We start from the raw sequence: 24233 nt of genomic DNA on the forward strand, positions 1-24233 counted from the left end.
TCGCGGGCGGGACGGGGCCGCAGCAGCCCCCGGGACGCCGAGGGCAACCCTGGACACGGCGGCGCCGAGAGCAGCGTCACACCCCACGGGCGTGTCGAGAATGGCCGAATACCCCCCGCTCATCTCACCTCGCGGCATAGCGTCGAAGCGGACCGGACACCCCGGGCCGTGGCGTCGAGCCGGAGGGAAAGAGACCGTACTTCCTTCTACGTCACGCAACGGCGCGCGACAGGAGTCAGAGGACAATGCAGACCAAGCTGGACGAAGCCAAGGCCGAGCTGCTCGAGAGGGCCGCCCGGGTAGCTGAGAACAGCCCGGTCGGGGGGCACCTACCGACCGGGACCAAGGGCGAGGGCTCCCCGGGCACCCCGGACAGCGAGTCCATGCTCGCGTTCCTCCAGCGCTACTACCTGCACACCGCCCCGGAAGACCTCACCGACCGCGACCCGGTCGACGTTTTCGGCGCCGCGGTCTCGCACTACCGTCTCGCCGAGAACCGCCCCCAGGGCACGGCGAACGTGCGGGTCCACACCCCGACCGTGGAGGAGAACGGGTGGACCTGCAGCCACACGGTCGTGGAGGTCGTCACCGACGACATGCCCTTCCTCGTCGACTCGGTCACCAATGAGCTGACCCGGCGCGGACGCGGCATCCATGTCGTCGTCCACCCGCAGTTCGTGGTCCGGCGCGACCTCACCGGCAAGCTCATCGAGGTCCTGCCGACCCCGCCGGGCGGTGACCTGCCGCACGACGCGCACTTCGAGTCCTGGATCCACGTCGAGATCGACCGGGAGACCGACCGCGCCGACCTGAAGCAGATCACCGCCGATCTGCTGCGCGTGCTGTCCGACGTGCGCGAGGCCGTCGAGGACTGGGAGAAGATGCGGGAGTCGGCGACCCGGATCGCCGACGGCCTGGAGAGCGAGCCCGTCCCGGGCGATCTGCCCCGGCCCGAGGTCGCGGAGGCCCGCGAGCTGCTGCGCTGGCTCGCCGACGACCACTTCACCTTCCTCGGCTACCGCGAGTACCAGCTGCGCGAGGACGACACGCTCGCCGCCGTGCCCGGCACCGGTCTCGGCATACTGCGCTCGGACCCGCACCACGCCGAGGACGAGCAGCACCCGGTCAGCCCCTCCTTCGAGCGGCTTCCGGCCGACGCCCGAGCCAAGGCCCGCGAGCACAAGCTGCTCGTGCTGACCAAGGCCAACAGCCGGGCCACCGTGCACCGGCCGTCGTACCTGGACTACATCGGCGTCAAGAAGTTCGACGCGGACGGGAACGTCGTCGGCGAGCGGCGCTTCCTCGGTCTGTTCTCCTCCGCCGCCTACACCGAGTCCGTGCGCCGGGTGCCCGTCATCCGCCGCAAGGTGGACGAGGTGCTGGAGCGCGCAGGGTTCTCGCCCCACAGCCACGACGGCCGCGACCTGCTGCAGATCCTGGAGACCTACCCGCGCGACGAGCTGTTCCAGACGCCCGTCGCCGAGCTGCAGTCCATCGTGACCAGCGTCCTGTATCTGCAGGAGCGGCGGCGCCTGCGGCTCTACCTGCGCCAGGACGAGTACGGCCGCTACTACTCGGCCCTCGTCTACCTCCCGCGCGACCGCTACACCACCGGTGTCCGGCTGCGGATCATCGACATCCTGAAGGAGGAGCTCGGCGGCGTCAGCGTCGACTTCACCGCCTGGAACACCGAGTCGATCCTCTCCCGGCTGCACTTCGTGGTCCGCGTCCCGCCGGGCACCGTGCTGCCCGAGCTGTCGGACGCCGACAAGGACCGCATCGAGGCCCGTCTGGTCGAGGCCGCCCGGTCCTGGGCCGACGCGTTCGCCGAGGCGCTGACCGCCGAGTGCGGCGAGGAGCACGCGGCCGAGGTGCTGCGCCGCTACAACCACGCCTTCCCCGAGGGCTACAAGGCCGACCACACCCCGCGCGCCGCGGTCGCCGACCTGGTCCACCTGGAGCAGCTCAGTGAGGACAAGGCGTTCAGCCTGAGCCTGTACGAGCCGGTGGGCGCCGGGCCGGAGGAGCGCCGGTTCAAGATCTACCAGAAGGGCGGCACCGTCTCCCTCTCGCACGTGCTGCCGGTGCTCAGCCGCCTCGGCGTCGAGGTCACCGACGAGCGGCCGTACGAGCTGCGCTGTGCGGACCGCACCACCGCCTGGATCTACGACTTCGGTCTGCGCATGCCCAAGGCGGGCAGCGGCGACCACCTCGCCGACGACGCCCGTGAGCGCTTCCAGGAGGCCTTCGCCGCCACCTGGACGGGCAAGGCGGAGAACGACGGCTTCAACGCCCTGGTGCTGAGTGCCGGGCTGACCTGGCGGCAGGCGATGGTGCTGCGCGCCTACGCCAAGTACCTGCGGCAGGCCGGTTCGACCTTCTCGCAGGACTACATGGAGGACACCCTCCGCAACAACGTCCACACCACCCGGCTCCTCGTCTCGCTGTTCGAGGCGCGGATGTCGCCGGACCGGCAGAAGGCCGGCCTGGAGATCACGGATGCCCTGCTGGAGGAGCTGGACGCGGCCCTGGACCAGGTGGCGAGCCTGGACGAGGACCGGATCCTCAGGTCCTTCCTGACCGTCATCAAGGCGACCCTGCGCACGAACTTCTTCCAGGAGGCGCACGGCGGCAAGCCGCACGACTACGTCTCCATGAAGTTCGACCCGCAGGCCATCCCGGACCTGCCGGCGCCCCGCCCGGCGTACGAGATCTGGGTGTACTCGCCGCGGGTCGAGGGCGTGCACCTGCGCTTCGGCAAGGTCGCCCGCGGTGGCCTGCGCTGGTCCGACCGCCGTGAGGACTTCCGCACGGAGATCCTGGGCCTGGTCAAGGCGCAGATGGTGAAGAACACCGTCATCGTGCCGGTCGGCGCCAAGGGCGGCTTCGTCGCCAAGCAGCTGCCGGACCCGGCCAAGGACCGCGACGCGTGGCTGGCCGAGGGCATCGCCAGCTACAAGACGTTCATCTCGGCGCTGCTCGACATCACAGACAACATGGTCGCGGGCGAGGTCGTGCCGCCGCAGGACGTCGTCCGGCACGACGGCGACGACACCTACCTGGTCGTCGCGGCCGACAAGGGCACGGCGACCTTCTCGGACATCGCCAACGGGGTCGCCGAGAAGTACAACTTCTGGCTCGGCGACGCCTTCGCCTCCGGTGGAAGCGCGGGCTACGACCACAAGGGCATGGGCATCACCGCGCGCGGCGCCTGGGAGTCCGTGAAGAGGCACTTCCGTGAGCTGGGCGTGGACACGCAGTCCGAGGACTTCACGGTCGTCGGTATCGGTGACATGTCCGGTGACGTGTTCGGCAACGGCATGCTGCTGTCCGAGCACATCCGCCTGGTCGCCGCCTTCGACCACCGGCACATCTTCATCGACCCCACCCCGGACGCGGCCACCTCCTACGCCGAGCGCCGCCGCCTGTTCGAGCTGCCCCGCTCCAGCTGGGCCGACTACAACACCGAGCTGCTGTCGGCGGGCGGTGGGATCTTCCCGCGCAGCGCCAAGTCGATTCCGATCAACAGCCACATCCGCGAGGCCCTCGGCATCGAGGGCAAGGTCGCCAAGATGACCCCGGCCGACCTGATGAAGGCGATCCTGCAGTCGCCGGTGGACCTGCTGTGGAACGGCGGCATCGGCACATACGTGAAGGCGTCGGCGGAGTCGAACGCGGACGTCGGCGACAAGGCCAACGACGCCATCCGCGTCGACGGCAAGGACCTCAGGGTCAAGGTCGTCGGCGAGGGCGGCAACCTGGGCCTGACCCAGCTCGGCCGGATCGAGTTCGCTCTGCACGGCGGCAAGATCAACACCGACGCGATCGACAACAGCGCCGGCGTGGACACCTCCGACCACGAGGTGAACATCAAGATCCTGCTCAACAGCCTGGTCGCGGACGGCGACTTGACCATCAAGCAGCGCAACAAGCTGCTCGCCGAGATGACCGACGAGGTCGGTGCGCTGGTCCTGCGCAACAACTACGCGCAGAACACCGCCCTGGCCAACGCCCTGTTCCAGGCCAAGGACATGCTCCACGCCCAGCAGCGGTTCCTGCGCCACCTGGTGCGTGAGGGCCACCTGGACCGGGCGCTGGAGTTCCTGCCGACCGACCGTCAGATCCGCGAGCGCCTCGGCCAGGGCCAGGGCCTGACCAGCCCGGAGACCGCCGTCGTCCTGGCGTACACGAAGATCACGGTCGCCGAGGAGCTGCTGGCCACCTCCCTGCCCGACGACCCGTACCTGCGCAGCCTGCTGCACGCCTACTTCCCGTCGGCGCTGCGCGAGCGGTTCGCGGACGCCGTCGACAACCACCCGCTGCGCCGTGAGATCACCACGACCGTGCTGGTCAACGACACGGTCAACACGGGCGGTACGACGTATCTGCACCGTCTGCGCGAGGAGACCGGCGCCTCCCTGGAGGAGATCGTCCGCGCCCAGACCGCGGCCCGCACGATCTTCTCCTCGGCCCCGGTGTGGGACGCGGTGGAGGCCCTGGACAACAAGGTCGACGCGGCCGTCCAGACCCGGATCCGGCTGCACTCGCGCCGGCTCGTCGAGCGCGGCACGCGCTGGCTGCTCAACAACCGGCCGCAGCCGCTGCAGCTCGCCGAGACGGTCGAGTTCTTCGCCGAGCGGGTCGAGCGGGTCTGGCAGGAGCTGCCGAAGCTGCTGCGCGGCCCGGACCTGGAGTGGTACCAGCACGTGTACGACGAGCTGTCCGCGGCCGGCGTCCCGGACGAACTCGCCACGCGCGTGGCCGGGTTCTCCTCCGCCTTCCCGACGCTCGACATCGTGTCCGTGGCCGACCGCATGGGCAAGGAGCCGCTCGACGTCGCCGAGATCTACTACGACCTCGCCGACCGGCTGAACATCGCCCAGCTGATGGACCGCATCATCGAGCTGCCCCGTGCCGACCGCTGGCAGTCCATGGCCCGCGCCTCCATCCGCGAGGACCTGTACGCGGCGCACGCGGCGCTCACCGCGGACGTCCTCGCGGTCGGCAACGGCACCTCCACTCCCGAGCAGCGCTTCAAGGCCTGGGAGCAGAAGAACGCGCCCATCCTGAGCCGGGCGCGCACCACCCTGGAGGAGATCCGCGGTTCGGAGACCTTCGACCTCGCCAACCTGTCGGTGGCGATGCGGACGATGCGGACGCTGCTGCGCACGCATTCGTAGCAGCACGGTGCTGAGAGCCGTACGACGGTGAGAGCGCCCCGGGCCGACGACAAATCGACCCGGGGCGTTCCCGTTCTTGCCGACCCTTATACAAAAACGATCAGCGAATTTACCGTTTCCTGCTAATCAGGGCCTCTCGGATAGGGTCGGCGCTGTGACTGTTCAACTCACCGAGACCCGCCCGGCAGCACCCCCCGCGCCGGCTCCGGCCCGGCGGCCCGTCACGCGTGTCGTGCTGGAGGTCGTGAAATTCGGGATCGTCGGCGGCAGCGGTGTCCTCGTCAACTTCCTGATCTTCAACCTGCTGCTGCACGGCCTGGGTTGGCAGGCGATGACCGCGACCGTCCTGGCCAGCTGTATCGCGATGGCGACCAATTACCTGGGCTTCCGCTATTTCGCCTATCGCGACCGGTCCTCGCGCACCCGCAGCCAGATCATCCTGTTCTTCGTCTTCAGCGGCCTCGGTGTCGTCATGGAAATCGGCCTGTTCTGGGCCGGTTACCATGGTCTCGGCATGCACAGCGTGATCGCGTCGAACGCGGCGAAGGCCCTGTCGATCGTGCTCGCCTCCGCCTTCCGGTTCCTCGTCTATCGCACTTGGGTGTTCCAGCAGGATGTACACCGCACCGTCTGACATCGAGCCGTTGAGCCGCACACCGTCCCCGTCCGGCGCCGCGCGGGCCGGCCGGGCGCTGCCGCACGCCGCCGCCGCGCTCGTCGTCGTCCTCCTGCTCCTGGTCATCGTCCGTCTGCCCTGGACGGGCGACCTCGGCATGCACGCGGCCACCGTCCAGCGGCTGAGCCACAACCTGTTCCATCCCGGCAACCCGCTGGTCGACGCGGACACGCCGAGCCCCTACTACTCGCCGTGGATGCTGGTCCTGGGCGTGGTCGCCAAGCTGACCGGCCTCTCGGTGTTCGTGGTCCTGCGGCTCGCGGCGCTCGTCGGGCTGACCCTGCTCGTCACCGGCGTCTGGCGGTACGTCCGCACGCTCAGCTCCCATGGCATGGCACCCGCGCTGGCGCTGCTCAGCCTGCTCTTCCTCTGGGGCCCGGTGCTGTTCAACTGGTCCGGCTTCCTGGGCCTGAACTCCCTTGCGCTGACGGTGTCGTACCCCAGCTGCTTCGCGCTCGGGCTCACCTTCCACTTCTGGGCCTGGGTCACGCGGGCGACGCGGGAGGAGACCGCGTGGGGAAGGTGGCTGTGGCTCGGTGTGCTGTGGGGACTGATTCTGCTGTGCCACCAGTTCACCGGCGTGGTGGCCTCTCTGGGCGCCCTGGCGATGGTGATCGCGGCGCGACCGAGCCGCTCGGTGCTGCTGCGACTGTCCGCCGCGCTCGCCCTGGGCCTGCTCCTGCTGTGGCTGTGGCCGTACTACGACTTCTTCTCGCTCTTCTCCGCCGGTGCGGACCTGGAGGCCATCCACAAGCCGCTGTACGAGGACCTGGCCGCACGGTTCGGCCTGGTGCTGCTCGGGGTGGCGGCGCTGGTGCTCCGCTTCCGCCGCGACCGCTGGGACCCGCTGGTCCTGTTCTTCGCGCTGGGCGTGCTGGTGTTCGCCGCGGGCGGGCTGAGCGGCCACTACTCCTGGGGCCGCGCCCTGCCCGCCGCGCTGATCCCGGCGCAGCTCGCGGCCGCGCTGGAGGTCGTGTCGGCCGGACGGCGGGCGGTGCGGGTGGGCTGGGCGTGCGTGTTGGGTGCCGCCCTGCTCGTCGGCGCGTGGACGCAGGTGGGGACGCTCGGGTATGTGACGGGGCGTGCTGCTCTGCCGTCCGTGGTCGCCTCGAAGTACCGGACGCCGTGGGTGGGGTACCACTGGATCACGCCGTGGGTGAAGTACGGGGACGTGGTGATGGCTCGGACGAATCCGGCGCGGCAGATCCCCGCGTATGGGCCGTACACCGTGGCGCCGGGGTATCCGGATGTGTTCCTGAAGGACGCCGCCCGGCGGGAGGCGGCGGTGGGCCGGTACTTCGCCGCGGGGACCTCCGCTGCTGAGCGGGCCGGGATTCTGCGGGAGTACGGCGTGAAGTGGGTCGTGGGTGGGAAGAGCCTGGCGGGGCCGGGGCTTCGGAAGGTGACCGCGGGTCCGGCCGGACAGGTCCTGTACCGAGTGGTGCCCTGAGCTGCGCCTACCCGTGCCGTCCCCGCGCCCCGAAGGGGCGCGGGGAATGCGCGATCAGCCACAACCGACCCGCAGTCGCCCACGCCCCCTCAGTACAACGGCGCTTCGGGACCGCCCGTCCTACCTCAGCACGCTGGACAGCAGCTTCGCTGCCTTGCGGATCTTCGGGCGGGCCACCTTCTGGACGACCGGGCGGATGACACGGGCCGTGACTCCCACCGGCCGCCAGCGGAGCTGCAGGCGGCCGGGGTTGCGGCCCTCCGGTTCGATGGTGAGCTCGTGCGGGGTCGCACCGGAGCGGTACTCGATGCGGGCCGTGAGGGTGGGGAAGAAGAGCGGCGCCAGCAGCAGGCCGGAGTTGGCCAGACCTTGCTGGTGCAGGCGCACCAGGGGGTGACGTACCCCGGAGAAGCCCTGCAGGGGGAGCGGGGCCTCGGTCAGGTCCAGGTGCACCGTGCCCTCGAAGACACCGGGGCGGACCGGGTCGAGGCGGAAGGGCACCGTCATCCGGCGGTTGCCGGGGGAGAGGACCAGCCCGGCTCGCTGCGGACCGACCGGCAGGCGCAGGCCCGGGTCGTACGTGCGAATGGCCAGGGTGAGCGAGGCGCCGGCGCCGGGGGTCAGCTCCGTGATCTCGTGCCGGAACTGCGCGCTCGGGAACGGCCGCGTGTCCAACTCCAGGTCGGACACCTCCAGTTCGCGCCGGGCGCGGTCGGAGGAGGGCACGCTGTCGCCCCAGTACGGGACACCGGACGCGTCGGCCGTGACCTGCCGCGGCGCCACCCCGTGCCCGAGACCGCGGGCCGCGAGCCGTACGTCGTCCAGGCGGCCTTCCCGCAGCAGCTCCAGCACCACCCGCTCGGGGCGGGGCAGGCGGGTGTACGCACCCGGGGACAGCGTCTCCAGGTACGGGTTCATGATGTCGGCGAAGGCGGCCAGCCACTCCTCGTCCCGGTAGGGCAGGTCGCCCGCGTACATCCGGAAGTCGTGCTTGAGGAACTTGAAGTCCTTGTCCTCGCGCAGCCCGGCGTGACCGCTCTCCACCAGGAAGTCGTCGATCAGGCGCTGGACGTGGACGCGGTCGCGGACGTTGGTGACCTTGTGCCGCTGGTTCGAGATCGAGGCGGTCGCCGCCGCCGCGAACGGGTCGATGTACCAGACGTACACCGGGTCCGGAATGATCGTGAACGCCTTCGCCAGGCAGTACGCCTGCGCCGAGAACAGCTGGTCCTCGTAGTGGATGCCCTCCGGGAAGCGGAGTTCGTGGCGGTCCAGGAAGGAACGCGCGTACATCTTGCTCGTCGACAGGTGCTCGAACAGCAGCCGCGGGTCGGCCTCGATGCCCTCCACCGTGCGCCGCTCGGCGACCAGGTGCGGCATCCACGTCGTACGGCGGCCGTTGTCCACCCGCACCCGGCGCACCGCGCCCATGGTGAAGTCCACTTCGCGCTCGCGGTGCGCGGCGAGCAGCAACTCGACCGCGCGGGGCGGGAGCTCGTCGTCGCTGTCGAGGAACATCAGGTACGGCGCCTTGGCGATCTCGATCGCGCGGTTGCGCGGGGCGCTGCACCCGCCGCTGTTCTCCGGCAGGCGGAGGTAGCGGATGCGGTCGTCCTGGGCCTCCAGCCGGCGCGCCACGGTCGGCGTGTCGTCGGTGGAGTGGTCGTCGCTGATGATGATCTCGATGTTCGCGTGCGTCTGCGCGCGCAGCGAGGCGACCGCCCGGGGCAGGCGGGCGGCGTCGTTGTAGACGATGACCGTCACCGTCACGTCGGGGGTCGTCATGCCGAGGCCTCCTCGGGGGTCGGGGCGGGGGTGCGTTCCTCGAGCGGGATCACCGGTGGCAGTGACTCCTCCGGTTCGCCCAGGAACACCCGTCGTACGACCCGTTCGGCGGCGCGGCCGTCGTCGTACTCGCAGAACCGGCGCCGGAAGGCGGCCCGCGCCTTCGCCGCGCCCTCGTCGCGCCAGGCGCCGGAGACGAAGATCTCCGTCAGCTCCTCCTGGGTGCGGGCGACCTGGCCGGGGTGTTCCGCCATCAGGTCGAAGTAGACGCCTCGGGTGGTCCGGTAGGTCTCCCAGTCGTCGGCGTAGACGACGATCGGCCGGTCGAGGTTGGCGTAGTCGAACATGATCGACGAGTAGTCCGTGACCAGCGCGTCGGCGGCCAGGCACAGCTCCTCGACGGGGTCGTAGGAGGAGACGTCGATGATCCGGCCGGAGCGGCGCAGACCGGTCAGGGGGGAGGCGGCGCCGCCGTAGAAGTAGTGGGCGCGGACCAGGAGCACGGTGTCCTCGCCGAGGCGGTCGGCGAGGGCCGCGAGGTCCAGGCGCGGGGTGAAGCCGGCCTCGTAGTCGCGGTGCGTGGGCGCGTAGAGGACGGCCGTCTTGCCGCGCGGGATGCCGAGGCGTTCGCGGGCGGCGCGGACGTCGGCGGCCGTGGCCGAGTAGAAGACGTCGTTGCGCGGGTAGCCGTAGTCCAGCGAGGTGTAGCGGGCCGGGTAGGCACGCTCCCACATGCGGGTGGAGTGGCTGTTGGCGCTGACGCTGTAGTCCCACTTGTCGATCCGGGCCAGCAGGGCGTCGAAGTCCAGGCCCTTGGCGGCGGCCGGGTGTTCCATCTGGTCCAGGCCCATGCGCTTGAGCGGGGTGCCGTGGTGGGTCTGGAGGTGGATCGCGTCGGGGCGCTTGACCACCGCGTTGGGGAAGTTGACGTTGTTGACGAGGTACTTGGCGGTGGCCAGGGTCTCCCAGTAGCGGCGGGTGCCGGGGATCACATGGTCGGTGCCGGGCGGCAGCAGGGCCTCGTTGCTCTTCGACACCACCCACACCGGGTGGATGTGCGGGGCGAGTTCGCGGAGCTTGGCGGCGATCGCGGCCGGGTTGCAGGCCACTCCGCGCTCCCAGTAGGCGGCGAACACGGCGAGGTCCGGGTCGACCGGGCGGGCCAGGGCGCGGTGGTACTGCTGGTCGCGGAGCTTGGCGCCGACCTGCTTCTTACGGGTCCGTACGGCCTTCTTGGCGGCGCGGCGGGTGCGGTTGGCGGCCTGGAACGCGCGGTACTTGGTGTACGCGCCCTCCTCCAGCAGGGCGTGCCGTACGCCCTCCACGCCCGCCGGGCGTTCGTGGTTCTCGGGGCGCCAGCGGACCGCGGCGAGGGAGGCGCGGCGGAAGAACTCGCGGGCCACCGCGTCGGGCAGGTTCTCGCCGGCGAAGGTGCGCACGAGGTCGCGCATCATCAGGTCGTAGAGCACCGTCCGGGCGGCGCGACGGTCCTTGGTGAGGGCGAGCAGCGACTCGTAGCGGCCGATCAGCGCGAACCGGTCCTCGGGGGCGAGTGGTGGCAGGCTCTCGGGGCGCAGTTCGCGGTTCTCGTACGCCACCTGGTTCAGGCAGGCGACCCGGCCGGCGTGCAGCAGGGCGGCGTGGGCGGCCTGGGGTTCGTCGTCGGTGGTGAGGTGCTGCTCGTGTGCCCGCCAGAACTCGGCGCGCAGGGCGCGGTTGCCGAGCAGCGGGGTGAGGCGCAGCAGGTCGGCGGCCTCGTCCAGGGGCAGGCTCTCGCGGCCGACGGCGGCGAGGAGCCGGCCGTCGCGGGAGGGGGTGCCGGCGGTCTGCCATGTGGTGGTGAGGTGGTCGAAGACGAGTACGTCCACCCCGGCGCCGTCGGTGGCGTCCAGCTCGGCGGTCCGCTCGGTGATCAGCCGGGAGGCGCCGGCCGGCAGGCTGTCCTTGGCGTGGACGAAGTGCAGCCAGCGGCCGGTCGCGCGGGCGGCGCCGGCGGCCCGGGCGGCCGCGTCACCGGTGCCTTCCGGCAGCGGTACGACCACCGTCTCGGGGGCGTGGCCCTCGGCCGTCTCCCGCGCCCAGTCGCCGACCGCGGCGACGATGACCTCGGCGGCGGGGACGGGGTGGGCCTCCAGAGAGTCCAGCAACTCTGTCAGATGCCCCTGTGCGTTCGGTCCGTAGACGATGACGCTGAGTTGGGGCATCGCAGTGGACTCCTTTGGTTCGTTGGCTGGGGCCGCCCTTCATAACATACTGTCACTAAGCGGATGAAAGGGATAACCGCGCTCACGGTAAGAGGACGACAGTATGGAAGAGGGTATTCCGTAGCCTAGGGTTTCACTTCCGGCAACTTTTACGCTGCCTTCTTACCAGCGGCCTTCTTGTCGCTCTTGTCACCGGTGAAGGCCTCGTACTCCTTCATGACGTCCTCGGTCGGCCCGTCCATCCGCAGCTCGCCGCGCTCCAGCCAGATGGTCCGCTCGCAGGTGTCGCGGATCGACTTGTTGTTGTGGCTGACCAGGAAGACCGTACCCGCTGTCGCGCGCAGCTCGCGGATCCGTTCCTCGGAGCGCATCTGGAACCTGCGGTCGCCGGTGGCCAGGGCCTCGTCGATCAGCAGGACGTCATGGTCCTTGGCGGCGGCGATGGAGAAGCGCAGCCGGGCGGCCATGCCGGAGGAGTACGTGCGCATCGGAAGGGTGATGAAGTCGCCCTTCTCGTTGATGCCGGAGAAGTCGACGATGTCCTGGTAGCGCTCCTTGACCTGCTCGCGGGTCATCCCCATGGCCAGGCCGCCGAGGTAGACGTTGCGTTCCCCGGTCAGGTCGTTCATCAGGGCCGCGTTGACGCCGAGCAGGGAGGGCTGGCCATGGGTGTAGATGTGGCCGTTCTCCACCGGCAGCAGGCCGGCGACGGCCTTGAGCAGCGTGGACTTGCCGGAGCCATTGGTGCCGATCAGGCCGATCGCCTCGCCCTTGTAGGCGACGAACGACACGTTCTTCACCGCGTGGACTCGGCGCACACCGGCCGCCTTCTCCGCCTGCTTGCGGCGCAGGATGCGGTTGAGGGCGGCGGTGGCGGAGCCGCGGCCGGAGCCGGTGCCGTTGACCCGGTAGACGATGTCGACGCCGTCGCAGACGACAGTGGGGATCCTCTCGGCCTGGGAGAGGCGCTCGAGCCTCTCCCGCATCATGCGCTCGTCGGGAGTCTCCTCGACCTTCTCGTCGGGCTTCTCGGGGTTCTCGGGGTTCTGCTCAGCCACGGCCGTACTTCTCCTCTGCCTTCCAGAAGTAGATGAAGCCGCCGACGCCGATGACCAGCGCCCAGCCGATCGCCGTCGGCCACACGTGCGGGGGCAGCTGCTTGGCGTGGAAGCTCTTGATCAGGGCGAAGCGCATGAGGTCGATGTAGACCGCGGCCGGGTTGGTCTGCAGCAGAACCGTGACGATGTGCGGCAGGTGGTCCTTCTTGGTGAGCTTGGCGATGCTCCACATCACGCCGGACACGTACATCCAGGTGCGCAGCACGAACGGCATCAGCTGGGCGATGTCCGGGGTCTTCGCGCCCATCCGTGCCATGATCATCGCCATGCCCGCGTTGAACACGAACTGCAGGACCAGCGCGGGGATCACCAGCAGCCAGGAGACGGAGATCGGCACGCCCAGGCTGAGCAGGATGACGACCAGCGCGGCCATCGAGAACAGCAGCTGCTGGAGCTGCTGGATGCAGAAGGAGATCGGCAGGGCGGCGCGCGGGAAGTGCAGCGCGCGCACCAGGCCGAGGTTGCCGGAGATCGCGCGGGTGCCGACCTGGATCGAGCTCTGCGTGAACGTCCAGACGAACACGCCGGTGACAAGGAACGGGATGTAGTCCGGGACTCCGTGCTTCGTGCCGAGCAGCACACCGAAAATGAAGTAGTAGACCGCCGCGTTCAGCAGCGGGGTCATGACCTGCCAGATCTGGCCGAGTTTCGCCTCGCTGTACTGAGCGGTGAGCTTGGCGGTGGCGAAGGCGGTGATGAAGTGGCGCCGGGCCCACAGCTGGCGGACGTACTCGGGCAGGCTGGGACGGGCGCCACTGACCGACAGGCCGTGCCGGGCGGCCAGTGCCGCGAGGTCGTCGTCGGCCGGGGCCTGGGTGGGGGGCGGTGTGTCGAGGACCTGGCTCACATCCGCTGCTTTCACTCGGGGGGAGGGGATGCCGCGGCCCGGCCGGCAGCCGGGGCGCGCACGGTCACATGGTCCGACGTTTCCTTACGTTTCTCTTCACATTCTCTTACGTCGGGACGGGACCGTATCGTCGCAACGCGAGCGTAGAACCAATCGACGTCGGAACGCAACCGTTTCGTCGTAACGGCCTATGCTGTGGGACATGACGACGAACGCCGACGAGCCCTCGACGCGTGCGCGCCGCCGGACCCCTGCCGGGGCCGCCGTACTCCGGGAGGATGTGACCGAGGCCATCCGGGCGGCAGTCTTCGAGGAACTCGCGGCGGTCGGATACGCGCGGATGTCCATCGAGGGCATTGCGCGGCGGGCGGGCGTGGGCAAGACGGCGGTGTACCGGCGGTGGCGGTCCAAGCTGCACCTGGTCCTGGACGTCGTCTCGGCGATGGCGGTGCTCGGCCTGCCGGTCCCCGACACGGGCTCCCTGGAGGGCGACCTCCGCCTCCTCTACGAGGTGACATCCCGCGCCCTGCGCCACCCGGTCGCCTCGCAGATCATCCCCGACCTCCAGGCGGAGGCGGCCCGCAATCCCGACATCGCCGACGCCTTCCAGAAGGCCCTGCGGGACGGCCAGGAGGGCGTGGCCAGCAAGATCGTGGCGGCGGCGGAGGAGCGCGGGGAGGTGCGCGCGGGAATCGATCCCGACCTCGCGCTCGACCTGATCTCCGGCCCGCTGTACTGGCGCGCGGTGGTGATCCGCTCCCCGAAACCGCCCAAGGGCTACCTGGAGAAACTGGCCCGGGCCACGGCGGGCGCGCTCAAGGCGTTGTGAGCTGCGGCACGCCTGCCCGGCTACGCGGGTACGACCAGCCGCTCGGCCAGTTCGGCCAGGTCCTGTGCGCGCAGTACGCGGTCGTCGAATCCCGGTAGCGGCACGTGCAGGGGCTCGGTCCAGCGTTCCGGTATGGCGTCGGCCCCGTACGTCGCCCCCGCCAGCGCCCCGGTGACCGCCGCCACCGTGTCCGTGTCCCCGCCGAGGTCGATCGCCGCGCGGACCGCTTCCTCGTACGACGTCGTGGTCCGCAGCGCCCATACGGCCGAGCCCAGGCAGGGCCACACAGCGCCGTTGAACTCGGTTGCCCGGTCGGGATGCCAGTCGGGGGAGAGGACCACCGAGTATCGCCGCCGGTGATCGGGGTGGAGGGCGGCCAGGGTTTCCGGTACGGCGCCGAGCGGGTCCCGGCCCTCCAGGGCCACGCGGACCAGGTCGTGCAGCGCCGCCGTGCCCTCCCACGTCGCGCGGTCGCCGTGGGTGAGCGCGGAGAGGCGGCGGGCGGCGTCCATGGTGGGCTCGCGGCCGGCGCGGGCGAAGTGCACCGCGGAAGGGGCCGCCCGCATCAACGCGCCGTTGCCCGCGGCCCGTTGGTTCACCTGGAAGTGCAGTGCGGCGGCCGTGTCCCAGGGGTCGCCACCGGTCAGGACCGCCTCCGTCTGGAGGCCGATGTCCTTCGGGTCGGCCGTCGCCCACCGCTGGAAGCGCCGGAAGACATCGGGCAGGTCCAGGCCGCCGTGGTCCAGCAGGGACTCGGCGACCAGGACCGCCATCTGGGTGTCGTCCGTCGCCTCGCCGGGCTCCCAGCCCCCGCCTCCGCACATCTCGCCGCCGTGTCCGGGACGGGGGAAACGGGCGGAGAAGGCGCCCTCGGGGCCGAACTCGAAGGGCGCTCCGAGGGCGTCGCCGACGGCTGAGCCGAGTACGGCGCCGATCGCGCGTTCGAGACCTGCGGGAACGTTCACCCGCGGAGCCTACGACCGCGCCGCCTCCGGGTGGTGGTGCACCCAGCCCTCCCAGGCCGAGGTGATCATGTCCTGGACGTCGTACTTGGCCTGCCAGCCCAGTTCCGTGCCGATGCGGTTGGCCGAGGCGACGACGCGTGCCGGGTCGCCGGGGCGGCGCGGGGTGACGGTCGGCGGGCGGTCGTAGCCGGTGACCGCGTTGATGCGGTCGATCATCTCGCGGACCGACACCCCCTCGCCGCGACCGATGTTGAGGGTCAGATCGGTGCCGGGGGAGGAGGCCAGGGCGCGGGCGACGGTGACATGGGCCTCGGCCAGGTCGACCACGTGGATGTAGTCGCGCACACAGGTGCCGTCCGACGTCGGGTAGTCGTCGCCGAAGATGCGCGGCGGCGCGCCCTCGGTGAGCTTCTCGAAGACCATCGGGATGAGGTTGAACACACCGGTGTCGGCGAGTTCGGGGCCGGCCGCACCCGCCACGTTGAAGTAGCGAAGGGACGCCGTGGACATGCCGGTCGCCCTGCCCGTCGCGCGGACCAGCCACTCGCCGGCCAGCTTCGTCTCGCCGTAGGGGGACAGCGGCAGGCAGGGGGTCTCCTCCGTCACCAGGTCGACGTCCGGCATGCCGTACACGGCGGCCGAGGAGGAGAAGACGAAGGACGGGACCTCCGCCTTGGTCACCGCGTCCAGGAGGGTGCGCAGACCCTCCACGTTCTCCCGGTAGTAGTGCAGCGGTCGCTCCACCGACTCGCCCACCTGCTTCTTCGCCGCCAGGTGCACGACCCCGGTGATCTCGTGCTCGGCGAGCGTGCGGGCGACACGGTCGGCGTCCAGGACCGAGCCCCGCACCAGGGGGACCTCGGCCGGTACGCGCCCGGCGACGCCGGTGGACAGGTCGTCGTAGACGACCGTGCGCTCGCCCGCCTCGGTCATCGCCCGTACGACATGTGCCCCGATGTATCCGGCACCGCCGGTGATCAGCCAGGTCATTGCGGCCGTCTCCTCGTCAGTTGGCCCGTTCAGCCGCTCGGTGGAGCAGCGGGCGTCTCTCTCAGTGAAGCAGTGTGTGTCCCGCCGGATCAGCGGGTGTCCCTGTGCAGCGGTGGGTGTCAGTGAAGCAGACGGCGGAGTCGGCTGCGCGCCACCTGCCACACCCCGCGCACGCCGCTCGCCACGCGCACGGCCAGTGCGCCGGAGTGCGTGGCGTACGGCTGCACCAGGAGCACCACGTGCCGGGCGCTCGGGACGGCGCGTCGGCCGAGTCGTCCGGCGCCCGCCAGCGCGTGCGCCGTCACTTCGCGCTCTGCGCCGTCGGCGAAGCGCACGGTCAGCCACAGATCCCAGGTACCCGCACCGAGCCCGGCCAGGTCGACGGGCAACTCGGCCGACCAACTGTCCGGGCTTGTCTCCGTCCCGGCAGGCGCGAGCGGAACCGTCATGCGCCCGTGTGCGCGGTCGTCGTCGCGGGAGTGCCACTCCACGTCCATCTCGCGTGGGCCCGCCTCGGCCACCCTGCCGTACAGCTCGTGCAGTCGCAGCCGGAGCAGCGAGGTACGCGCGCGTGCCTGCAGTTCCGCGTCGACCGCGAGCGGGAGGATGCCGGTGGGGCGGGTCAGAAGCGGGGTGAGGGTGACCTGGGGGAGGTCGGTGGACCAGATCGGGACGCCGTCGGCCGTGCGGGCGTAGGGCGGCAGCAGGCGCGCCGGCCGGGCGGCCAGCTCGCGCAGCCGGGGCAGGTCGCGGGGCTCGGGCGACTCCAGGACGACCCGCGCGAGCAGCCGGCCCGGAGCGCCCGGGTTCAGCTCCCAGTCGGCGGCGTCGTAGCCCGCGAGGTACTCCCGGGTGTGCTCCCACCACGCGCGCTGGTAGTGCGCGTCGCGCAACCCCAGCTCACGCGCGTACATACGCACCTCGTGGTCGAGGAACTTGGCCCGCGCCGCCCGCGCCAGCTCCTTCTGCCCGGCGCTCAGCAGGATCTCGTACGCCAGCGCGCACGCCGTCACGCGCGCCTTCCAGTTGTCGATGTGCTCCCGGTCCAGCGAGAGCGACAGCTGCTCGGCGGCACGGCGCACATGCCACACGTACACGCGGTCCGGTATGAGCGCGAGGCGCGGGCCGGCGGCCAGCACGCGCGCGGTGAAGACGATGTCCTCGTAGAGGAAGCGGCCCTCGGGGAAGCGGATGTCGTGCTCGCGCAGGAAGTCGGTGCGGTACAGCTTGTTGACGCAGAGCGTGTCGTGGACCAGGCGCGGCCGCTGCGAGGGGCGCGCGAGCACGGTGTGCGCCGTGTAGAGGGGCGCCTGCCAGGGTTGTTCGCGCCCCGAGGGCAGCTCCCGGCGCACGCACAGCCCGCTCGTGACCTCGGCGTGCGCCCCGGTGGCCGCCGCCAGCAGGGCGTCCACCGCACCGGGCGGCAGCACGTCGTCGCTGTCCAGGAACATCACGTACGGTGTGGTCACCGCGTCGATCCCGGCGTTGCGCGGGCTGCCGCAGCCACCGCTGTTCACATCCCGGCGCACCACCCGCAACCTGGGCTCGTCGGCGGCCAGCCGGTCGAGCAGCTCGGCGCTGCCGTCCGTGGAGCAGTCGTCCACGGCGACGACCTCGGCGACCGCCGGCCCCTGGGCGAGCGCTGAGCGCACGGCGTCACCCACATGGGTACTGTCGTTGTAGCCGATGACGACGACACCGACCTGCGCTGGGCGCGGCGACTCGGCGGTACCAGCTGTATCGGATGTGTCGGTCGGGTCTGATCGCATCGGGTCCACAGGGCGGAAGCGTAGAATTCTTCGGTAATACGCCGTTAAGAGAGGCTTAGTGCTCGGTCCGGAAGACGGTCGGAGTCGGCTCGGGGTTCCGTTGTTTCCACGGTCTTTTCATCCGGACCCGTCGATTGCCACAGCCGCATGAACGAGAGTACGGCAGCGGCCGCCAGGATGCCGTTGCGGGCCAGCATCAGCAGACAGCCTCCCCAGGTGCCGTTGACCACCTCGGCGTAGTGCATCGGGAACACCACGGTGCTCAGCGCGGCCGCCGCCAGGACCAGCGCCGCCACCGGTCGCTGGCTGGTGTGCCGCGAGGTCAGGCACACCGCGGCGAGACCGAGCAGCCAGACCATGTACTGGGGGCTGATCACCCGGCTGGTGACCGTGAACAGCAGCACCGCGCTCAGCGCCGCGTCGTACGGCGTGGCCTCGCTCCAGCGCTGCGCCTGCAACCGCCACAGCACCAGCAGCGTGAGGGCGACCGACGTCAGCGTCAGGGAGAGGGTGGCGACAGCGTACACGTGCGGGCCGACCAGCTCGGTGGCGCCGTACTGGTAGCGCGCCCGGCCCGGCCAGCCGGCGTGCCGCGCCAGGTTCAGCACCGTACCGCCGAGCGACTCGATCTGCACGCCCCGCCCGCCCTGCCCCCGCAGAAAGGACAAGGGGTGGTCGAACAGCACGGCGAGCGCTCCGAGGGAGGCGGTTCCGGCGGCCGCCGCCCACCCCCACGCCCGGCGTGACGCCGGCCCCCGGGGCGTGCCCAGCAGCACCAGCGCCGGCCACACCTTCACCAGCGCGCCCAGCGCCCCGAGCACCCCGCACGCGCGCGTGGAGCGCTTCAGCATCAGCAGGGAGAGCACCGCGAGGGCGGTGACCTGGACGTCGTACCGGGCGAGCGGGAGGTGCAGCAGCAGCGGCAGGCCGCCCGTCCACAGCGCCGCGCCGAGCAGGCTGTGCCCGGGACGTCCGCCCGCGCGGGTCAGCGCCGCCGTGACCAGCGCGTCCACGGCCAGCGTGAGCACGACGAAAGCCTGGAAGTACGGCAGCCACGGCAGCAGACGCGGCGCCAGCAGCAGCACGCCGGCGCCCGGCGGGTACTGCCACAGCATGTCGTGCGCCGGGAACGCGCCGTGTGCGAGGACGCCGCACCACTCGGCGTAGAGCCGCGACACCTCACGGGACACCGTGCCCCCGCCCAGCAGCGGGGTGTCGTCGTGTGCGAGCAGCCACAGCATCAGGGCGCGGCTCGCCAGCCAGAGGGCAGTGACGCCGAGCACCGAACGGGAGTTGACACGGAGACGGTTCATCGCATGGGAGCCTAAGCGCCGCGAATGGCGTATCCCCGCTGATACGCCGTCATGACCGGAAAAGGCTGGCTAATCGCAAAAGATCGGGCGGACCGTGGTGAACGTCGGGCTTCTTGTGAAACCGCAGTCGGGCAGGACGGCTGCGACGGCGGTCTTCGCGCCGGCCGGCGGGGCGGCGCGCGTGCCCCGCGGCCACCGCGCCCGGCTCCGCCGCCGCACCGCCGTGGGGGTGCCCGCGCTGGTCATGCTCGCGGTCGGCCTCTGGGGGCTGGACCGGGGCGGGATGTGGCGCGACGAGGCGGTCAGCTTCCAGGTCGGCCGGCGTACGGTGCCGCAGATCTGGCTGCTGCTGCACGACGTGGACGCCGTGCACGGGCTGTACTACCTCCTTGCGCACGCCGTGCTCACCGTTCACCCCGGCGAGGTCGTGCTGCGACTGCCGTCGGTGTGCGCGGCGGCGGTGACGGCCGCGCTGGTGGCGGCGCTCGGCACCCGGCTCGCCCGGCCGCGCCTCGGACTGTGGGCCGGGCTGCTGTACGCCGTCGTGCCGATGACCGGCCACTACGCGCAGGAGGGCCGCAGTTACGCCCTGGTCGCCGCCGGGGCCACCGGGGCGACGCTGCTGTTCGTCCGGGCCGTGCAGCGCGGTTCCACGGGTTCCTGGGTGGCGTACGGCGCCGTCCTCGGACTCACCTGCTGGCTGCACGAGTTCGCGGTGCTGCTGCTGTGCGCGCACGCGGTGTCACTGGCGCTGGGCCGGGTCGGGGGGCGGGTGTTGCGGGCGTGGGGGTGTGCGGCGGGCGGGGTCGCGGTGTCGCTGGTGCCGATGGTTCTCGTGTCGCGGGGGCAGGCGGCGCAGGTGGCGTGGCTGCGCAGGCCCACGGCGGTGACGGCGGAAGGGCTGTTGCGGGCGTTTCTCGGGCCTTCGGGTGCGGTGTACGCGGTGTGTCTGGGCCTTGCGTTGCTCGGGTCGGCGGGGCTTGTGGGGCGGCGGGGCGAGATCACTCTTGTGGGGGTGGCGTTGCCGTTGACGGTGGTGCCGCCCGTGGTGCTGATGCTGGCATCCCAGGCCTCGCCGCTGTTCGTCGACCGGTATGTGCTGTACGCGCTCAGCGGGGCGCCGCTGCTGGTGGCGGCGGGGGCCGAGCGGGTGGCGGGGGCGGTGGGTCGCCCCCTGAAGCGCGCTCTGCCGCGGCGCCGCAGGGTCGCGCAGTTCCCCCGGCACATCCCCCTCGTCACCCTCACCGGTGTCCTGGCGATCGCGCTCGCCTTTCTCCATCAGCTCCCCCTCCTTCGCGCGGACCGCAGCCCGGGCGCCCGGCCCGACGATCTCGCGGCCGTTTCGCGGGTCGTGGCACGGGAGTTGGCGCCTGGGGATGCCGTCCTGTTCCTGCCGGCGAGTGCGCGGAACGTGGCGCTGACCTATCCGGGCGCGTTCCGGGGGGCTCGGGATGTGGCCCTGGTGGAGGGGGCCGCCGGGTCGGGGACGCTCTACGGACGGGAGGCCGGGCCTCGCCGGATGCGGTGGCGGATGGAACGGCTGGAGCGGGTGTGGGTCGTGGCGGACCCGGGTCTGCTCGCCGGGCGCTGGAGCCCGCGCAGGCTCACCGAGCAGGCCAAACTCGCCGCATTGCGGCGGGACTTCACCGCGCGGGAGGAGGTCCTGCGGGGCGGGATGGCCGTACGGCTGTACGTCCGTGCCGCCGGGAAGCCCCGTGACCCGGTCAAGCCCCCGTCGGCGCCGGCCGGGGCTCCTCGGCCGCCGCTGTGACGGCCGCCGCGTCCAGCGCGGTCGTGAGTCGGTCGAGGCGTTCGCGCAGCTCGTCGATCTCCGCCAGGCCGAAGCCGGTCCCCCGGGCGATGCGGCGCGGCACCTCCAGGGCCCGCTCGCGCAGCGCCGCGCCCTCCTCGGTGAGCCGGACCCGCACCGAGCGCTCGTCCTCGGCGCTGCGCTCCCGGCGCACCAGACCGGCCCCTTCCAGCCGCTTGACCAGCGGGGAGAGCGTGCCGGAATCGAGCCTTAGATGTTCGCCGAGCCTCTTGACGGGCAGGTCGCCCTGCTCCCAGAGCACCAGCATGACCAGGTACTGCGGATAGGTGAGCCCGAGGTCCTTGAGGATCACCCGGTAGAGGCCGTTGAAGGCGCGGGACGCCGCGTGCAGGGAGAAGCAGATCTGGCGGTCCAGGTGGAGCCAGTCGGCTTCGGCGGGGAAGGCGGGCGAGGTGGTCATGGGTCCCAGGATAGCTCTTGCAACCCATTTAGTTGTGCGCAACTTAATTGTGTGCTCTACTTGTGCTCGCAACCAAGCGACAACCACGCGACAACCTCGCGACGGACACCGCATCGAACGATCGAGAGGACGGGTCCCCATGGACGCGCTCTACACCGCAGTCGCCACCGCCACCCACGGCCGTGATGGTCGTGCCGTCTCCAACGACGGCAAGATCGACGTCAAGCTGGCCCCTCCGGTGGAGCTGGGCGGCAACGGCCAGGGCACCAACCCCGAGCAGCTCTTCGCCGCCGGTTACGCCGCCTGCTTCGGCAGCGCCCTCGGCCTCGTCGGCCGGCAGGTCAAGGTCGACGTCAGCGACGCCGCGGTGACCGCCGAGGTCGGCATCGGCAAGCAGGGCGAGGGCTTCGGGCTGAAGGTGACGCTGCGCGTCGAGCTGCCCGACACCGTGGACGAGGAGACCGGCCGCAAGCTGGTCGAGACCGCCCACCAGGTCTGCCCCTACTCCAACGCCACCCGCGGCAACATCGACGTCGACCTCGTCATCGAGTGACCCACGCGTCCCGGGGTGCCGGTGGCCGCCTCGGCACCGGCACCCCCGCGCCCTACGCGGACGTCAGCGTGCCTTGGCCGGCCGCCTGACCCGGGATCCGCACCTCACCCGGGCCGGTCATCGGCTCGCCGAGCAGCAGCGTCCGTACGACCCGCTCGGCGGCACGGCCGTCATCGAACTCGCAGAACCGGGCCCGGAAGAGCGCGCGCAGCCGCGCCGACTCCTCGTCCCGCCAGGACCCCGAGGCGAACAGCCGGGCCAGCTCGCGGTAGGAGCGGGCGACATGGCCGGGCGGCTCGGCGGTGATGTCGAAGTAGGCGCCCCGGCTCGCCGCGTACGCGGGCCAGTCGTCGGCGTGCACCACGATCGGCCGGTCCAGACAGGCGTAGTCGAACATCACCCCCGAGTAGTCCGTGACCAGCACGTCCGCCGCGAGCAGGACGTCCTCGACGCTCGGCTCGTCGGTCGCGTCGACCACGATCCCGCGCCGGGCCAGCTCGGCCAGCCCCATCCCGCGCGCGGGTCCGGTCGCCAGCGACGGGTGCAGCCGGACCACCAGCGTGAGCCCCCCGCCCCGGCCCCCGTCCTGGCCTTCGCCACGCAGCCCACCCCTGCCTTCGCCCAGGCTTTCGGCCAGGTCCGCCGCGAACCGGGCGAGGTCGATCCGGTCCACATGCCCGCTGCGCCGGTAGTCCCGGCGGGTCGGCGCGTACAGCACGACCGTGTCCGCCTCCGGGATGCCGTACCGCTGCCGGAAGTCACTGGCACCGCCGTTCACGAGCACGTCGTTGCGCGGGCTGCCGGTGCGCAGCGAGGTGAAGTGGCAGGGGTAGGCCCGTTCCCAGACCAGCTCGGAGTGGCGGTTGGCGACCAGGCTGTAGTCCCAGCGGTCGGCCCGGCGCAGCATCTGCGGCACATCGAGGCCGAGCCGGGCGCCCGGCTTGTCCAGCAGGTCGGCGCCCATGTACTTCAGCGGGGTCCCCTGGTGGGTGTGGATGTGCACGCTGCCGGGCCGCTTGGCGATCGTGCCGGGCCAGTTGACGTCGTTCACGAAGAACTTCGCCCGCGCCGTGACCTCCAGACAGCGCCGGGAGCCCAGGACCACGTGCTCCACCTCGGGCGGCAGCCGGGCGGCGGTCTCCTCGTCCTTCACCACCCACACCCCGCGCAACTGCGGGGCGATCTTCCGAGCCTTGGCGTACACGGCGGCCGGGTCGCCCAGCATGCCCCGGTGCGAGGACGCCGAGTAGACGACCAGGTTCGGGTCCAGCGGCCGGTGCGCATGCACGGCCGCCCAGCCGGAGCGGGCCCGCGCGGCGGCCACGTCCCGGACCAGACCGGCACGGCGCGCCGCCTCCTCCCCGGCGCGCGCCGCCTGCCGCCTGATCCGGTACGCCGTCCAGGAGCCCTCCAGCAGGCCGGTCTCGCCGTCGGTCAGGGCGCCCTCCGCCGGCTCGTGGCGCCGGAACATCTCCCGCGTGCGCCGGAAGAACTCGGCCTTGTCGGCGGGCGGCAGCCGGTCCGGCTTGGCGAGGATGTCCAGGCAGTGCTCGCCCATCTTGCGGTGCAGATACGGCCGCCAGTGCGCGAGCCGAGGGTGCTGCTCGACGAACGCGAAGACCCGCTCGTACTGGTCGTGGATGTCGAAGTGCTTGCGGCTGGTCGTGGACAGGATGCTGCCCTGCCGGCGCTGCCGGTAGTTCAGGCAGATCCGGTCCAGCGCGGCGATCCGCCGGGCGCTGAGCATGACCGGGAAGGTCCAGGGCGTGTCCTCGTAGTAGCCCGGCGGGAACGCGAAGCCCTCCGACGCCACGAACTCCCGCCGGTAGACCTTGTTCCACACCACCATCAGCAGGTCCAGGATCCGCGGGAACCCGTCGGCGGTGAAGGTGTCCGGGCCGGCCTCGGCGAGCACCTCGGCCAGGGCGTTGCGACGGGTGCCGCCCCACCAGTAGGTGCGCGCGTAGTCGAAGACCAGCACGTCCGGGTCCGCGGCCTCCGCCAGCCGGTCGGCGATCGCCCGCAGCGCGCCCGGGGTGAGGGTGTCGTCGCTGTCCAGGAAGAACAGGTAGTCGCCGGTGGCGTGCGGCATCCCGGCGTTGCGGGCCCGGCCGAGGCCCACGTTCTCCGGCAGGTGCAGCACCTGCACGCGCGGATCGCGCTCGGCGTACTCGTCGAGGATCGCGCCGCAGCCGTCCGGGGAGCGGTCGTCCACGGCGATCAGCTCGAAGTCGCCGAAGGACTGCAGCAGCACCGAGTCCAGGCACTCGCGCAGAAAGCCCTGCACCTTGAAACAGGGCACGATCAGACTGAAGCGGGGCAC

The 24233-nt window shown here is 71.2% G+C and carries 16 protein-coding genes; 6 read left to right on the forward strand and 10 right to left on the reverse strand.

All coding sequences use genetic code 11. From position 1 onward, the window contains the following. The first annotated feature begins 245 nt into the window (after window positions 1–245). From ACWCQS_RS07345 to ACWCQS_RS07355, 3 genes are all read left to right on the forward strand, one after another. Window positions 246–5180: an NAD-glutamate dehydrogenase gene (locus tag ACWCQS_RS07345; RefSeq protein ID WP_451003550.1), complete on the forward strand. Its 4935-nt coding sequence runs from the start codon at window positions 246–248 to the stop codon at window positions 5178–5180. A gap of 154 nt (window positions 5181–5334) precedes the next feature. Further along, the gene (locus ACWCQS_RS07350) at window positions 5335–5814 is read left to right on the forward strand and encodes a GtrA family protein (protein ID WP_451003551.1); all 480 of its coding nucleotides are present in this window, start codon (window positions 5335–5337) and stop codon (window positions 5812–5814) included. After that, window positions 5795–7306 carry a hypothetical protein gene (locus tag ACWCQS_RS07355; RefSeq protein ID WP_451003552.1) on the forward strand — a complete coding sequence of 504 codons (1512 nt, stop codon included), beginning with the start codon at window positions 5795–5797 and terminating at the stop codon, window positions 7304–7306. Before ACWCQS_RS07350 ends, ACWCQS_RS07355 begins: the two co-directional genes overlap by 20 nt. Before the next feature lie 120 nt (window positions 7307–7426). On the opposite strand, the gene ACWCQS_RS07360 is transcribed toward ACWCQS_RS07355, so the two are convergent. The 4 genes from ACWCQS_RS07360 to ACWCQS_RS07375 all read right to left on the reverse strand — a co-directional run bounded on the left by ACWCQS_RS07360 (window position 7427) and on the right by ACWCQS_RS07375 (window position 13260). After that, entirely contained in the window at window positions 7427–9091 is a 1665-nt protein-coding gene (locus ACWCQS_RS07360; protein ID WP_451003553.1) for a glycosyltransferase family 2 protein, read from the reverse strand. Further along, window positions 9088–11295, reverse strand: coding sequence for a CDP-glycerol glycerophosphotransferase family protein (locus ACWCQS_RS07365; RefSeq protein ID WP_451003554.1), 2208 nt, complete (start codon window positions 11293–11295; stop codon window positions 9088–9090). The genes ACWCQS_RS07360 and ACWCQS_RS07365 overlap by 4 nt, the downstream gene beginning before the upstream one ends. 149 nt (window positions 11296–11444) lie before the next feature. Then, window positions 11445–12281 (reverse strand): ABC transporter ATP-binding protein, encoded by an 837-nt coding sequence (locus ACWCQS_RS07370; RefSeq protein WP_451003916.1) that lies wholly within the window; start codon window positions 12279–12281, stop codon window positions 11445–11447. A gap of 64 nt (window positions 12282–12345) precedes the next feature. Continuing rightward, window positions 12346–13260 (reverse strand): ABC transporter permease, encoded by a 915-nt coding sequence (locus tag ACWCQS_RS07375; protein WP_450985032.1) that lies wholly within the window; start codon window positions 13258–13260, stop codon window positions 12346–12348. Between the two features lie 202 nt (window positions 13261–13462). Here ACWCQS_RS07375 and ACWCQS_RS07380 point away from each other — a divergent pair, with 202 nt between their 5' ends. Continuing rightward, window positions 13463–14089, forward strand: a complete 627-nt coding sequence (locus tag ACWCQS_RS07380; RefSeq protein WP_451003555.1) for a TetR/AcrR family transcriptional regulator — start codon at window positions 13463–13465, stop codon at window positions 14087–14089. A gap of 20 nt (window positions 14090–14109) precedes the next feature. On the opposite strand, the gene ACWCQS_RS07385 is transcribed toward ACWCQS_RS07380, so the two are convergent. From ACWCQS_RS07385 to ACWCQS_RS07400, 4 genes are all read right to left on the reverse strand, one after another. After that, window positions 14110–15054, reverse strand: a complete 945-nt coding sequence (locus tag ACWCQS_RS07385) for an ADP-ribosylglycohydrolase family protein (RefSeq protein WP_451003556.1) — start codon at window positions 15052–15054, stop codon at window positions 14110–14112. Between the two features lie 9 nt (window positions 15055–15063). Continuing rightward, window positions 15064–16044 carry a UDP-glucose 4-epimerase GalE gene (gene galE, locus ACWCQS_RS07390; protein ID WP_451003557.1) on the reverse strand — a complete coding sequence of 327 codons (981 nt, stop codon included), beginning with the start codon at window positions 16042–16044 and terminating at the stop codon, window positions 15064–15066. Window positions 16045–16163: 119 nt separating this feature from the next. Beyond that, window positions 16164–17813: a glycosyltransferase family 2 protein gene (locus ACWCQS_RS07395; RefSeq protein ID WP_451003558.1), complete on the reverse strand. Its 1650-nt coding sequence runs from the start codon at window positions 17811–17813 to the stop codon at window positions 16164–16166. Between the two features lie 44 nt (window positions 17814–17857). Further along, window positions 17858–19126 (reverse strand): glycosyltransferase 87 family protein, encoded by a 1269-nt coding sequence (locus ACWCQS_RS07400; protein ID WP_451003559.1) that lies wholly within the window; start codon window positions 19124–19126, stop codon window positions 17858–17860. A gap of 181 nt (window positions 19127–19307) precedes the next feature. Between ACWCQS_RS07400 and ACWCQS_RS07405 the strand changes: the two genes are divergently transcribed. After that, entirely contained in the window at window positions 19308–20897 is a 1590-nt protein-coding gene (locus ACWCQS_RS07405; protein WP_451003560.1) for a glycosyltransferase family 39 protein, read from the forward strand. On the opposite strand, the gene ACWCQS_RS07410 is transcribed toward ACWCQS_RS07405, so the two are convergent. Continuing rightward, window positions 20851–21357, reverse strand: coding sequence for a MarR family winged helix-turn-helix transcriptional regulator (locus ACWCQS_RS07410; protein ID WP_451003561.1), 507 nt, complete (start codon window positions 21355–21357; stop codon window positions 20851–20853). The two genes, ACWCQS_RS07405 and ACWCQS_RS07410, sit on opposite strands and share 47 nt — an antisense overlap. Before the next feature lie 139 nt (window positions 21358–21496). On the opposite strand from ACWCQS_RS07410, the gene ACWCQS_RS07415 reads away from it, so the two are divergent. Then, on the forward strand, window positions 21497–21910 hold the full coding sequence (locus ACWCQS_RS07415) for an organic hydroperoxide resistance protein (protein WP_451003562.1): 414 nt from the start codon (window positions 21497–21499) through the stop codon (window positions 21908–21910). Between the two features lie 52 nt (window positions 21911–21962). Here ACWCQS_RS07415 and ACWCQS_RS07420 read toward each other — a convergent pair whose 3' ends face one another. Then, the gene (locus ACWCQS_RS07420) at window positions 21963–24233 is read right to left on the reverse strand and encodes a bifunctional glycosyltransferase/CDP-glycerol:glycerophosphate glycerophosphotransferase (protein ID WP_451003563.1); all 2271 of its coding nucleotides are present in this window, start codon (window positions 24231–24233) and stop codon (window positions 21963–21965) included.

The organism is Streptomyces sp. NPDC002076, from assembly GCF_053593835.1.

What these genes read in the sequence shown, in the direction of transcription:
- ACWCQS_RS07345 (WP_451003550.1), top strand. Translation starts at nt 246, where the DNA reads ATGCAGACCAAGCTGGACGAAGCCAAGGCCGAGCTGCTCGAGAGGGCC.
- ACWCQS_RS07355 (WP_451003552.1), top strand. Translation starts at nt 5,795, where the DNA reads ATGTACACCGCACCGTCTGACATCGAGCCGTTGAGCCGCACACCGTCC.
- ACWCQS_RS07360 (WP_451003553.1), bottom strand. Translation starts at nt 9,091, where the DNA reads ATGACGACCCCCGACGTGACGGTGACGGTCATCGTCTACAACGACGCC.
- ACWCQS_RS07365 (WP_451003554.1), bottom strand. Translation starts at nt 11,295, where the DNA reads ATGCCCCAACTCAGCGTCATCGTCTACGGACCGAACGCACAGGGGCAT.
- ACWCQS_RS07370 (WP_451003916.1), bottom strand. Translation starts at nt 12,281, where the DNA reads ATGCGGGAGAGGCTCGAGCGCCTCTCCCAGGCCGAGAGGATCCCCACT.
- ACWCQS_RS07380 (WP_451003555.1), top strand. Translation starts at nt 13,463, where the DNA reads ATGACGACGAACGCCGACGAGCCCTCGACGCGTGCGCGCCGCCGGACC.
- galE (WP_451003557.1), bottom strand. Translation starts at nt 16,044, where the DNA reads ATGACCTGGCTGATCACCGGCGGTGCCGGATACATCGGGGCACATGTC.
- ACWCQS_RS07395 (WP_451003558.1), bottom strand. Translation starts at nt 17,813, where the DNA reads ATGCGATCAGACCCGACCGACACATCCGATACAGCTGGTACCGCCGAG.
- ACWCQS_RS07400 (WP_451003559.1), bottom strand. Translation starts at nt 19,126, where the DNA reads ATGAACCGTCTCCGTGTCAACTCCCGTTCGGTGCTCGGCGTCACTGCC.
- ACWCQS_RS07410 (WP_451003561.1), bottom strand. Translation starts at nt 21,357, where the DNA reads ATGACCACCTCGCCCGCCTTCCCCGCCGAAGCCGACTGGCTCCACCTG.
- ACWCQS_RS07415 (WP_451003562.1), top strand. Translation starts at nt 21,497, where the DNA reads ATGGACGCGCTCTACACCGCAGTCGCCACCGCCACCCACGGCCGTGAT.